The organism is Nonomuraea sp. NPDC047529, from assembly GCF_040642995.1.
Taxonomy (GTDB): Bacteria; Actinomycetota; Actinomycetes; order Streptosporangiales; family Streptosporangiaceae; genus Nonomuraea.
In genome coordinates this window covers 15506-28189 of sequence record NZ_JBEYTJ010000011.1, presented here as the reverse complement: position 1 = coordinate 28189, position 12684 = coordinate 15506, and the positions used below count along the sequence as shown (strand labels likewise).

The 12684-nt window shown below is 74.8% G+C and carries 7 protein-coding genes and 1 pseudogene; 5 read left to right on the top strand and 3 right to left on the bottom strand.

Annotated elements, in window-relative coordinates:
* Positions 1–133: 133 nt before the first annotated feature.
* Positions 134–604, bottom strand: coding sequence for a hypothetical protein (locus ABZ815_RS19150; protein WP_357699519.1), 471 nt, complete (start codon positions 602–604; stop codon positions 134–136).
* Between the two features lie 104 nt (positions 605–708).
* On the opposite strand from ABZ815_RS19150, the gene ABZ815_RS19145 reads away from it, so the two are divergent.
* From ABZ815_RS19145 to ABZ815_RS19135, 3 genes are read left to right on the top strand one after another with little or no spacing between them, the layout of a single operon-like run.
* A complete protein-coding gene (locus ABZ815_RS19145) occupies positions 709–3936 on the top strand; it encodes a BTAD domain-containing putative transcriptional regulator (protein ID WP_357699517.1) in 3228 nt (1075 codons plus the stop codon).
* Positions 3937–3986: 50 nt separating this feature from the next.
* Positions 3987–4730 carry an SDR family NAD(P)-dependent oxidoreductase gene (locus ABZ815_RS19140; RefSeq protein ID WP_357699515.1) on the top strand — a complete coding sequence of 248 codons (744 nt, stop codon included), beginning with the start codon at positions 3987–3989 and terminating at the stop codon, positions 4728–4730.
* 5 nt (positions 4731–4735) lie between these two features.
* A complete protein-coding gene (locus ABZ815_RS19135) occupies positions 4736–5770 on the top strand; it encodes an RNA polymerase sigma-70 factor (RefSeq protein WP_357699513.1) in 1035 nt (344 codons plus the stop codon).
* On the opposite strand, the pseudogene ABZ815_RS19130 reads toward ABZ815_RS19135, so the two are convergent.
* Positions 5770–5976: pseudogene (locus ABZ815_RS19130) on the bottom strand (helix-turn-helix domain-containing protein); the annotation flags it as partial. The gene ABZ815_RS19135 and the pseudogene ABZ815_RS19130 sit on opposite strands and share 1 nt — an antisense overlap.
* Before the next feature lie 272 nt (positions 5977–6248).
* Between ABZ815_RS19130 and ABZ815_RS19125 the strand changes: the two are divergent.
* Together ABZ815_RS19125 and ABZ815_RS19120 are read left to right on the top strand one after the other, a co-directional pair.
* Complete coding sequence (locus ABZ815_RS19125; protein WP_357699511.1) at positions 6249–7343, top strand: winged helix DNA-binding domain-containing protein; 1095 nt, start codon at positions 6249–6251, stop codon at positions 7341–7343.
* Positions 7344–7437: 94 nt separating this feature from the next.
* Entirely contained in the window at positions 7438–9195 is a 1758-nt protein-coding gene (locus ABZ815_RS19120; RefSeq protein WP_357699509.1) for a SpoIIE family protein phosphatase, read from the top strand.
* Here the strand turns inward: ABZ815_RS19120 and ABZ815_RS19115 are convergent.
* Entirely contained in the window at positions 9140–12679 is a 3540-nt protein-coding gene (locus ABZ815_RS19115; protein WP_357699507.1) for a WD40 repeat domain-containing serine/threonine protein kinase, read from the bottom strand. The two genes, ABZ815_RS19120 and ABZ815_RS19115, sit on opposite strands and share 56 nt — an antisense overlap.
* Positions 12680–12684: the final 5 nt, after the last annotated feature.

Sequence of the window (12684 nt, the reverse complement as noted above, 5' to 3'; positions counted from 1 at the left end):
TCAGACGGACGGTGCCTCCGGCGTGTCGTCGTCGCCGCGCCAGGAGTTGATGACCAGCGGACAGGAACAGCGGACCGTGCGTGCCGCCGTCCGGCAGTCGGAGCAGACGAGGCAGCAGGTGGACGGTGCCGCCCTACTCGGCGTGCTCGATCGCGGCTTTCGGAAGGGCGAGCATCACGAGCGCCGTGATCAGGTACAGCGCGGCGGAGACGACCAGGACGATGCCAAACGCGTGACTGTAGTCGGGCAGCGCCGGTGCTCCGGTGGCCGAACCGGTGACGGAGGCGAAGAAGATCGTGCCGAGCACGGCGATGCCGACGGCGCCGCCTACCTGGTTGACGGTGGAGAGCACCCCGCCCGCGGCGCCCGCGTCGCGTCCGGGGACGCCGGCGAGGACGACGTTGACGAGAATGGGTGCGGCGAGCCCGAGCCCGAGGCCGCCGATGATCAGGAGCGTTCTGCCCGCCCTGGCGGCGAAAGCGACGCCGAGGCCGGACGTGATGAGGGAACCGAGCGCGTACGGGAGGACGAGCTCCATCAGCAGCCGCGACTCGCGGCGGGAGGCGCGGTGGACGATCTCCATGTCCCGGGTGTGGACGCTCATCTCGTTCCCGCCCTTCATCGGTTCGACGGGTCAAGCCTGCTCCCGGCGTTTGGCGGGGACTTGGAACCGCTTGGGAACGCCCCGCGCGTAGGATGTTGCACGTCATGGTCTTGATCCGGGTTTTGGGCTCTTTCGGCGCCGAGGTCAACGGCGAGCCCGTCCCCCTGGGAGGCCCGCGGCAGCGCGGCGTCCTGGCCCTCCTGGTCGCGGCGCGCGGACAGGTCGTGTCGGTCGACCGGATGATCGAGGACCTCTGGCGCGGTGAGCCGCCGTCCCGTGCGCTGCTCTCCCTCCAGGCGTACGTCTCCAACCTGCGCCGGCTGCTGGAACCTGGCCGCCCGCCCCGAACCCCGGCCCGCCTCCTGGTGAGCGCCGCCCCCGGCTACGCGCTGCGGCTGCCGCCGGAGTCGGTGGACGCCTGGCGTTTCGAGGACCTGCTCGACGAGGCCCGCACGCTCACCGAGCCTCGGGCCGCCCGCGCCCGGCTGGCCGAGGCGTTGGGCCTGTGGCAGGGCCCCGCGTTCGCCGAGGTCGCCGACGAGCCGTGGGCCGCCGCCGAGACCGCCCGCCTGCACGAGCTGCGCCTGGTCGCCCGCGAGCTCCACGTCGCGGCGGGCCTGCGGGCGGGCGACCCCGCTGCGGTGGTCCCCGAGGCCGAGCGTCTCACCCGCGACGAACCCCTGCGTGAAGAGGGCTGGCGGCTGCACGCCCTGGCGCTGTGGAGCAGTGCCCGCCAGGCCGACGCCCTGGCGACGCTCCGCCGCGCGCGCGCCACCTTCGCCGACGAACTCGGTCTCGACCCCGGCCCCGACCTGGTCGCCCTGGAAGAGGCGATCCTCGCCCAGCGCATCGACATCCTCCGCACGGCCGTCCCCCCACTCCCGGCCCCCAAGCCTCCGCACGCCGAGCCCCCGCACCGCGCCGCCTCTTTCGTGGGGCGGGAGGGCGAGCTCGCCGCGCTGGTCTCGGCCGCCGGGGAGGCCGCCGCCGACGGGGCGCGCGTCGCTCTTGTCACCGGGGAGGCGGGGCTGGGCAAGTCGACGCTCCTGGAGCACCTCGGCGCGCGGTTGGAGCGCGACGGCTGGCTCGTCGCCGCCGGGCGCTGTCCGGAGGTCGACGGCGCGCCGCCCGCGTGGGCGTGGGTCGAGGCGCTGCGGGCCGTCGCCGCGACCGTTCCTCCGGGAGAGTTCACGGAAGACCTGGCGCCGCTGCTGTCCGACTCCATGCCGGTGGACGGCGACGCCGCCGCCGGGCGCTTCCGGCTGCGCCGGGCCGTGTGGGGCTGGCTCGCGGCGGCCGCCGCGCAACGGCCGGTCGCCGTCGTGCTGGACGACCTGCACTGGGCGGACACGACCACGCTGGGGCTGCTCGGCGGTGGCGTCGGCGTGCGGGCCCCGATCCTGGTCGTCGCCGCGTACCGCCAGGACGAGAGCGAGCACCTCACCGAGACGCTGGGTGCGCTCGCCCGCACCGCGCCGCTGCGCCTCGCGCTGCCCGGGCTCGACGGCCCAGCGGTGGCCGAGCTCGTACGGGCCGAGAGCGAGGCCGACGACGCGACGGTGGCGGGGATCGCCGAGCGCACCGGCGGCAACCCGTTCTACGTGCGGGAGAGCGCGCGGCTGCTGAACGGCGAGGGTGCGCTGGTCGCGCTCTCCGAGGTCCCCGAGGGCGTACGGGACGTGCTGCGGCGCCGGCTGGCCAGGCTCCCCGAGAGCGGCGTGTCCGTCCTGCGGCTGGCGGCGGTCGCCGGCCGGGAAAGCTCGGTGGACGTGCTCGTGCAGGCCGCCGACACCGACGCGGACGGCGTGCTGGACGCGCTGGACGCGGGCGTCATCGCCGGGTTGCTCGACGAGCCGGGGCCGGGGCGCGTCCGGTTCGTTCACGCGCTGGTCAGGGACACACTGGTCGCCGACGTCAGCCGGTTGCGGGCCGCCAGGATGCACGCCAGGATCGCCGCCGCGCTGGAGGGCACCGGCGACGTCGCGGCGCTCGCCCATCACTATGCGCGAGCGGGATCGCCGAAGGCCGTCGGCTACTGCGTGCGGGCCGCCGAGCTGGCCGAGGCGCGCTACGCCCACGACGTGGCCGCCGCCCTCCTCACCGACGCGGTCGCCAACTCCAGCGATCCGGACGAGCGCGTCGGCCTGCTCGGCAGGCTGCTGCGCGCGCAGATCAGGGCCGGGGCCGTCGCCGTGGCCAGGGACACGCGCGAGCAGGCCGTGGAGTACGCCGAGTCGATCGGCCGCGACGACCTCATGATCGCCGCGTTCACCGCGTGGACCGAGCCCACCCCCTGGCGGGCCCGCACGTACGGCACGGTCGACCGTCCCGTCGTCGGCCGCCTCAGCCGCCTGCTCAAGCGGACCGACCTCGCCCCCGACGTGCGGTCCCGGCTGCTCGTCGCGTACGCCAACGAGCTGGTGGGCGAGGACGGTCCGACCGTCCTGGCGGCGGCACGGGAGGTACTCGACCTCACCGCCGATCCCCGCCTCCGGGCCGCGGCGCTTCTCGTCCTGTCCGGCGAGACCAGGCGGGAGGAGTACGCCCGCGAGCTGGTGGAGATCGGCGTCGAGCACGACCTGCCCGTCTACCGGGTGACCGGGCTGTTCGACCAGGCCGCGAACGCCGCCGCGGCCAACGACCCCGCGACCATGCGCCGCGTGACCGGGGAGGCGCTCGACCTCGCCCGCGCCTACCGGATGCCGGAGGCGATCAGCGCCGCCGAGATCGCGCTGGCGACCCTGGACCTCGTCGAGGGCCGGTTCACCGACGCCGAGCGCCTCTACACCGAGGCCACCGCACACATGGAACGCGCCGGATCGGTGCACGCCGGTTTCCGCGGCCTCGCACTGGCGGTGATCCGGCTGAACGACGGCACGCTCGGCGACCACCTGGACGACGTGCGCGCTCTGCACGAGGCGCTCGGCCCGATGGTCGCCGACCTGCTCGCGCTCGCCCTCCTCGCCGCCGGCCGCGGCGACGAGGCACGCACGTCACCGGGCCCGATCCGGCCCGACTTCTTCTTCACGTTCCTGACGAGCCTGCGCGCGATGGCGACCGTCGCACTGGACGACCGCGACGCCGCCGCGGAGATCTACGCGGACCTGCTCCCCCACCGCGACGGTCCCCCGGCCGGTGTGGAGAGCCTGTCGCTGGCCCTGCGCCCGGTCGCCCACACCCTCGGCGAGCTCGCCCTCCTCCTCGGCCGGGCCGATGAGGCCGCCGCCCACTTCGCCCGGGCCGCCGCCATCGCGGATCAGTGGAACGCCCCCCACTGGTCCGCCGACGCCCGAAAGCGCGCCGATCTTGCCCTCGGCCTCCATGTCATGTGAGGTCGATCACAAAGTGTCACAGGCATAGGGGGCGTTCCGTCTTAGAGCGCATGACGAACACGGAACGCACCACCGCCCTGATCACCGGCGCCAACAAGGGCCTCGGCCTGGAAGCCGCTCGCCGCCTCGGCGCGCTCGGCTGGACGATCTTCCTCGGCTCCCGCGACGAAGGCCGCGGAAAGGCCGCCGCCGCCCGGCTGGCCGACGCCGGCATCGACGTGATCATGGTCCCCCTGGACGTGACCTCCGACGCGTCGGTGACCGAGGCCGCCCGGCTCGTCGGCGAGCACACCGGCCACCTGGACGTGCTGATCAACAACGCCGGCGCGCCGGGGAACGCCGTCCCGCCCGCGGACGCCACGGCCGACGAGATCCACGCCGTCTACGACACCAACGTCTACGGCCCGATCAGGGTCACCCACGCCTTCCTGCCCCTGCTCCAGGCCGCCGAGCACCCGCGGGTGGTGATGGTGTCCAGCGCCGCCGGCTCCTTCGCCGTCGTCACGGACCCGGACCAGCCCGTCTCGAAGATGCACGAGCTCGCCTACAGCTCCTCGAAGGCGGCCCTGAACATGATCACCGTCCGGTACGCCCAGGCGCTCCCCCGCATCCGGTTCAACGCCGTCACCCCCGGCGAGACCGCCAACCACACGTTCGCCGCCACCGACATGAACCACCACACCGGCCGGCTCACGGTCACCGAGGGCACCGACTCGATCGTCGAGCTCGCGACCGCCGGCTCCGACGGCCCGACCGGCGTCTTCGTCGATCGTCTCGGCCCGATCGCGTGGTGACCGGCGTGCGCCAGCGGACCCGCCCTCCGCACGAGGAGGTCCCGGCGTGCGACTACCGTATGGAGGCGTCCCCGAACGAGAAGGCCGAGAAGATGAGCCGCGGCACACCGGCAGGCGAGGCGCGGGAACCGGACGTGACCGGCTACCGTCCGCTGCTGTTCTCCATCGCCTATGGGATGACCGGGTCCGTGGGCGACGCCGAGGACATCGTGCAGGACGCGTTCCTCGGCCTGACCAGGGCGCGCAACGTGGGCACCGAGGTCACCGAACCGAAGGCGTACCTGACGACCGCGGTGACGCGGCTGGGCATCGACCATCTGCGCTCGGCGCGGGTGCGACGGGAGACGTACGTGGGCGAATGGTTGCCCGAGCCGGTCGTCGCGCACACCGGCGAGCCCGGGCCTGCCGAGCACGCCGAGCTGGCCGACTCGTTGTCGATGGCGTTCCTCGTGCTGCTGGAGTCCCTCTCGCCGGTGGAGCGGGCGGTGCTCATGCTGCGCGAGGTGTTCGGGTACGGCTACCAGGACGTCGCCAGGATCACCGGCAAGACCGAGGTGAACTGCCGGCAGATCCTCACCCGCGCCAGGCAGCGCATCGCCACCGGCAGGCAGGCGCGCGACGGCGCCCGCCCCCTGGCGCGGCGGGCGGAGGGCGAGGAACTCGCCCGCAGGTTCTTCGCCGCGGCCGACGGCGGCGACCTGGACGCGCTGCTCGGCCTGCTCGCGCCCGACGTGGTCCTGCACGGGGACGGCGGTGGCAAGGCGCAGGCGATGGCCAGACCGGCGGCCGGGGCGTCGCGCGTCGTGAAGATGCTGGTCGCGGGGCTGCGCCGGGTCCGCGCGCTCGGCGTCTCGGCGCGGATCGCCTGGATCAACGGCCGCCCGGGCGCGGTCATGTACGACGCCGAGGGACGGGTGGCGGGCGTGGTCGAGCTGGACGTCGCCGACGGAGTCGTCCAGGCGATCCACTCGGTGGTCAACCCCGACAAGCTCGCCCACCTCGGCCCGGTCTCCGACGTCGCCCGCCTGCCGAAGAAGTGAAGCTCGCTCCCGGCGTCGAGCCGGTAGCCGCCGTCGGGTCCTTTGATCGCCGCGATGGGGTGGCCGAGGTCGCGCAGGCGGTGGACGTCGCGGCGTACGGTGCGCGGGCTGACCTCCAGCCGCTCGGCGAGCAGCGCCCCCGGCCAGTCGCGGCGCATCTGCAGCAGCGAGAGCAGGGCCGGCAGGCGTGCCGAGGTCTTCTGCATGTTCTCCAAGGTGCCGCAAATAGAGGCCACAAACTGACCGCTTCCTTTGCCAGCATGGGCGGCGCAACCGGGAGCCGGACGGCCCCCGGCGACCACGAGCCGAACCGGCGAGGAGCCGGCCATGTCCGCCGATGTTGTGATCCACGGGCGCGAGCGTCGTGCGGCCGCTCGGGCCCGCGCAGTGGGTGCCGCTGCACGGCATGGCGAAGGACCCGGTTCGGGGTGACCCGGACCGTCGAGCACGGCGCGTCCTGAACCAGAGGGAAGAAGAGATGACCGTTCTGAGCACCAGGGCGCTCAACCGCGCCACGCTCGCCCGGCAGCTGCTGCTCGACCGCGCCGCCCTGCCGGTCGCCGACGCCGTCGCGCACCTGTGCGGCCTGCAGGCGCAGGAGCCGCAGGAGCCCTTCACCGGGCTCTGGTCGCGGTTGCGCGCCTTCGACCCGGCGGCGTTGTCGGACCTGCTGACCGGCCGGGGCGTGGTGCGCACCCACCTGATGCGCCGCACGGTCCACCTGGTCACCGCCCCGGACGTCCTGGCCTGGCGGGGCCGCCACGACGCGATGTTGCGCCAGCGGGTGCTCGGCGTCTACCGCCGCGAGCTCGCCGGGGTCGACCTCGACGAGCTCGCGGCGGCGGGACGGGCGGTGCTGGCCGACGGCGAGCCGCGCTCGATGTCGCAGCTGGCGCGGGCGGTGGCCAGCCGCTGGCCCACGCAGGGGCCGCGGGCGCTGGGCGAGATGCTGGTCGCCGCGCTGGTCCCGATGGCTCAACTCCCGCCGCGCGGGCTCTGGCGGAAGCGGGCGGCCGTGCGCAACCTGCCGCTGTCGTCCTGGCTGGGCCGCGAGGTCGACCCGCCGTCCGCCGACGGCTCCGACCCCGTGGGCCAGGCGCTCGTACGGCGTTACCTGGCGGCGTACGGCCCCGCGGCCACGGCCGACCTGCGCGCCTGGTCCGGCCTGGCGGGCCTGCCGGCGGCCGTGGCCGCGGTACGCGAGGAACTGGTCGCCTTCCGGGACGAGCGCGGCCGGGAACTGCTGGACCTGCCCGGCGCGCCGCGCCCCGACCCCGGCACGCCCGCCCCGGTGCGGTTCCTGCCGGCCTTCGACAACGCGATCCTCGGCTACGACGACCGCGGCCGGATCATCGACGACGCCCACCGCGGCCTGTCGGTCGCCGGCGCCCGGGTGGTGCTGGTCGACGGCCGGGTCTCGGCCACCTGGACCGTCGAGGACGACACCGTGCTCGTCACCCCGCTGCGCGGCCTCTCCACCGCCGAGCGGGCCGCAGTGGCCGAGGAGGGAGGGGCGCTGGCGTCGTTCCTGTCCGACGGCGACAGCGACCGCATGCGGCTCGTCCCGTCCTGAGGCGGCCGGGTCGATTACGCGCCTGCCGACAAGGCTGATTAGATCCCCATAGGGTCAGCCATATCGACACCGCGTAATGGGAGGAGCCGACACCGTGAACGTGCCCGAACCCGATGCCGGGCCGCGCCCGCCGCAGGACGAGCGTCCCCGCCGGCTGGGCGACCTGACCCACGCGGGCGCGTACGTCGTGGACGACCGGGGCCGGATCGTCGAGGTCTCCCCGCGTACCGAGGAGCTGCTGCGCCGGCCCGCCGCCGAACTGCTCGGCGGCGACGCCCACGACCTGCTCCACCGCGGCCCGCGCGGCGAGACGCTGCCGCGCAGCCGGTGCGCGATGCGGCGTCCCCTCATCGCCGGCGGCACCTCCCAGGGCGAGCGGGAATGGCTGGAACGCGGCGACGGCTCCCTGCTGCCGGCGTCCTGGCTGGTCACCCCGTGCGAGCTCGGCGACGGCAGGGTCGGGGCGCTGGTGCTCTTCCACGACGCCGAGGAGCCCGGCGCGCACGCGCGGGAGCCGGGGCACGAGACGTCGATGTCCGAGCTCGACCGGCTGGCGCTGCTGGCGGAGACCACCACGACGCTCGCCGCCAGCCTCGACGTGGACGAGACGCTGCGCCAGCTCGTCCGCCTGGTGGTGCCGCTGCTCGCGGACTGGGTGGTGGTGGACCTGCTCACCGAGCACGGCGGCGTGACGCGCGCCGCCGTCGTCCACCATGAGGACGGCGTCCTGGTGCACCACGAGGATCTGGAGGGGCCGATGCCCGCCGTGCCTGAGGAGTCGCCGATGCCGCTGTCGCGGGCGTTGCGCGGGGTCACGGCGACGCTGGCCGGGCCGGAGACGTACCAGGGCGCGCCCGACTCCGGCATCGCCGTCTTCCAGCAGGAGCTGTTCCGCAGGACCGGCATGCACTCGGCGGGCATCGCGCCCATCCGCGGCGTGCGCGACGTGGTCGGGGCGCTGACCCTGGGCCGCGCCGAGCGGGCCGGCGCGTTCACCACCGCCGACCTGCTGCTGGTCGAGGACATCGCCCGCCGCGCCGGCCTCGCCCTGGACAACGCCCGCCTGTACGAGCGGCAGCGCCGGGTCGCCGAGACCATGCAGCGCCACCTGCTGCCCCGGCTGCCGTCGGTGCCCGGCCTGGAGATGAGCGCCCTGTACGTGCCCGCCCCCCGCGCCTCGCAGGTCGGCGGCGACTGGTACGACGCCTTCACCATGCCCGACGGCGCCACCGCCCTGGTGATCGGCGACGTGGTGGGCCACGACCTGGAGGCCGCCGCCGGGATGGCTCAGGTCTGCAACATGCTGCGCGCCTACGCCGGCGCCGAGCGCGACCTGCCCAGCACGATCCTCGACCGCCTCGACCGCGCGGTGGTGCGCATGGCGCAGGCCACCATGGCCACCGTCGTCCTGGCCCGGCTGGAGCACGCCGAGGACGGGCGCTGGCTGCTGAGCTGGAGCAACGCGGGCCATCCGCCGCCGCTGCTGGTCGAGCGCGACGGCCGGACCCGCTTCCTGGAGGACGCCCAGGGCCTGCTGCTGGGCACCGGCCTCCGCGGCGATCGCACCGACGCGGTCGTCGAGCTGCCGCCGGAGTCCACCCTCGTGCTCTACACCGACGGGCTGATCGAGTCGCCCAGGCATTCCCTGGACGAGGGGCTGGCCCGCCTGAGCCGGTACGCCGCCGCCCACACCCACCGGCCGCTGAACGCGCTCGGCGACCTGCTGCTGAAGCGCGTACGGCCCGACGACAACGACGACGACGTCGCCATGCTGACCCTGCGCGTGCCGCCCAGGGTCACGACCGTCCGCGCCGCGCGCCAGGGCACACGTCGCGGTAGGGCACGTCCTTGAGGTACTGCCGCCACTCCTCCTCGCCCATCGTGCGGCCCGCGCGCTCGCACACCAGGCGGGCCACGGACTCGGCGCCGACGGGGATCCGGATGATCGTCCCCGAGGTGTTGCCCGAGACGTACAGGGTCCGGTCGTCGGCGCTGAAGGCGAGCCGGTCGAGGATGCCGATGGGGAAGGAGCCGATGCGCTCGCGCGAGCCGACGTCCCAGACCTGGACGGTGTACACGTCGTCGAACGTCTCCCCGATGGACCTGCTGATCAGCGCGAGCAGCGAGCCGTCGTGGCTGAACAGCACGGTCTCGACCTGCGCCCGGGCGGCCACGCGCAGCGCGGGCGGCAGTTCGGCCCCCTTGGCGACGTCCCACAGCTCGACCGTGGCCGAGCCGAGGGCGAGCACCTGGGCGGTGGGGCTGAGCGCGATCGCCGGGCCCGACCGGTTGAAGCCGGGGCCGACGGCCTTGCCGGTGCGCAGGTCGTAGGTCTTGCCGCTGCTGGTCACGACCGCTGTGCCGGCGCGCGTGGACATGATGGTGCCCGTGCCGGTGCTCAGCGGGTGCCGGGCGAGCACCCGGCCGGTGCCGGTGTCGAGGACGACCAGCTCGTTGAGCGCGTCCCGCTCGCTCAGCTCCTTCAGCGACAGCACCAGCCGGCCGCCGTCGGGGGTGAACGCCTTCGACACCACGCTCTGCGTGCGCGGCACGGGGTGCCGCCACAGGCGGCGGGCGGTGGCGACGTCCCAGAGGCCGGTCGAGGAGTCCTGGCCGTCGGCGGCCAGCCGCGCGCCCGCCGGGTCGAACAACTGCCCGGCGACGCCCGCGCTGCCGGCCATCGGGACGCCGAGCCGGCGGCCGTCCCACACGCGCACCGGTCCGGCGTCCTTGGTGGCGGCGGCCAGGCGGCCGTCCTGGCTGAAGGCGTCCAGCTCGTAGCCCTGCGGCAGCCGGGACGAGGGCAGGCGGGAGGTCAGGTCGGCGGTGATGGTCGAGTTGTCGAGAAGATAGCGGACGGTGTGACCGTCGGCCTCCAGCCAGACGTCCTCCGGCTCGCCCTCCGCCCGGTAGAGGGCCAGCTCGTCGCCGTCGTCGGCGTCGAGCAGGTGCAGGGTGCGGCCCTCGACGGCGATCATCCGGCGCCCGTCGGGGCTGAGCCGCAGCCGCCCGTTCAGCGTGTCGTCCAGGGCCGACTCCTGCCAGAAGGGCCGGTCGGTGTCGGGCACCTTCCTGCCGGTGGCCAGGTCGAAGGCCGAGACGTCGCCGTTCGCGCACAGCAGCCGCCTGCTGTCCGGCGTGAACGCCACCACCGGCCCGCACGCCTTGGGCAGGCGGGTGTCCACGGTGAGGCCGGGCAGGCGGATCACCTTCAGCCCGCCCTGGTTGGGCCCGACGCCCGCGATGTACGCCCCCGAGGGTGCGATCACCGGGGCCACGTCCGCCTCCAGCTTGGGGGTGTAGGACGCGCCGGTCCTGGTGTCCCACAGGAACTCCAGGGTGTTCTCGCGCATCACCGCCGCCAGGTTCTCGTTCCCGTCGAAGGTGACGTGCACGCTCGGGCCGCCCTCGCCGACGCGGTGCTCGCGCAGCTTGGCGCCGGTCATGGTGTCCCAGGCGTAGGCCGTGTCCCTGCTGACGACCACCAGCGTGCGCCCGCTCGGGCTGAGTGCCGCCGCCGACGGCAGCGCGTCGAGGCCGTCCGGCCACCGCCAGAACGCGGTCTGCCGCTCGGAGTGCACGTCGTAGACCCGTACGCCGTCCTCGCCGGCGATGGCCCGGACCCGCCCGCCGGCCGCCGACGCCGCGGCGGGGCGGCCCTTGGCGCCGGGGTCGCGGAAGACCGCGCTCTCCGGCATCGTCAGCGAGGACGTCAGGCTGCGCCGCGTGCCGGGGCCGGGGGCCAGCCGCCAGCCGGCCACGCTGAGCAGCATCGCCCTGGCCGGGTCGGTCGTGCGCAGCCGGTCGGCCTCGGCGGCGGCCTGCCGTCCGACCGCCTGGTCGCGCTGCGTCTCCGCCAGGCGGCTCTGCTCGCTCACCTGCCTGCCGCGCAGCACGGCGAGGCCGCCCGCCGCCAGCGCCACCACCAGCAGCCCGGCCAGCGCCGCCGTGGTCAGCCGCCGGCGGCGCACCCGCCGCCTGGTCAGGCCGGTGCCCGCGGCCAGGAAGTCACGTTCGAGCGGGGTCAGCGTGATGTGCCTGCGGCCGGTGGCGGCCCAGGTCAGCGCCTGGTCGAGGCGGCTGCCCTGGAGCAGGTCGCCGTCCTTGCGGCCGTTGTCGGCCCACTGGCGGGCGGCGCCGCTGAGCTGGCCGAGCACGGCGAGGCCGTCGCGGTCGCCGTCCACCCACACGCGCAGCCGCGGCCAGGCGCGCAGCAGCGCGGGACGCGACAGCGCCACCGCCTCGTCCTTCTGCGTCACCAGGTAGGAGAACACCTGGAGGATGTGCTCGATGGCCCGGGTCTCCCGTTCGGAGCGGCCGGCGAGCAGGTCCTCCTTCATCGCCCAGCGCACGGCCTCGTGCCCGTCGTCGGTGACCGTCACCAGGCGCAGGAACACCTCGGCGGCCAGCTCGCGCTCCTCGGGGGCGAGCGCGCCGTAGGCGTCCTCGGCGATCGTGCCGAGGGCCGGGTCGGCCTGCTCGGGCACGTGCACGCCCCTGGCGGCGCGGCTGCCCGCCGTCAGCAGCCCGCGGGTGTCGGCGTCGTTGCCGCTGACCAGGGCGAGCAGCAGGTCGCGGGCGGTGGGGCGGGCCGCCGGGTCCTTCTCCAGCGCGGCCGACACCAGCGAGGCCAGCCGGGGCGGCAGCCCGCTCAGGTCGGGCTGCGCCGACAGCACCCGGTGCATGACGCCGCCGAGGTTGTCGGCGCGGAACGGGTCCGCGCCGGTGGCGGCGAACACAATGATGGCGCCCCAGGCGAACACGTCGGCGGGCGCGCCCGCCCGCTGCCCGGTGAACACCTCCGGCGCCATGTACGTGGGCGTGCCGGCCACCTCGCCGGTCCTGGTCAGCGACATGTCCATGGTGCGCGCGATGCCAAAGTCGATCACTCGGGGGCCGTCGGTGCCCAGCAGCACGTTGTCCGGCTTGAGGTCCCGGTGGATCACGCCCGCGTCGTGCACGGCGGTCAGGGCGGTGGCGATCGCCGTGGCCAGCCGGTGCAGGTCGTCCCCGGCGAACCGGCGTCCCTGCTCGACCGCGCGGCGCAGGCTGGGGCCCGGCACGTACTCGCTGACGATGTACGGCCTGCTGCCCGACAGGTCGCAGTCGAGCACCCGCGCCGTGCAGAACGACGCCACCCGGCTCGCCGCCGCCGCCTCCTTGGCGAACCGCTCGCGGCTGACCGGGCTGTCGGCCATGTGCAGGACCTTGAGCGCGACCCGGCGGCCTTCGGGGTCGTAGGCGTCGTACACCACGCCCTGGCCGCCGGAGCCGAGCCGTCCGGCCAGCCAGTATTGCCCGATACGCTGCGGTTCCCCGCCGTTCGACGCTTCCACGGCGT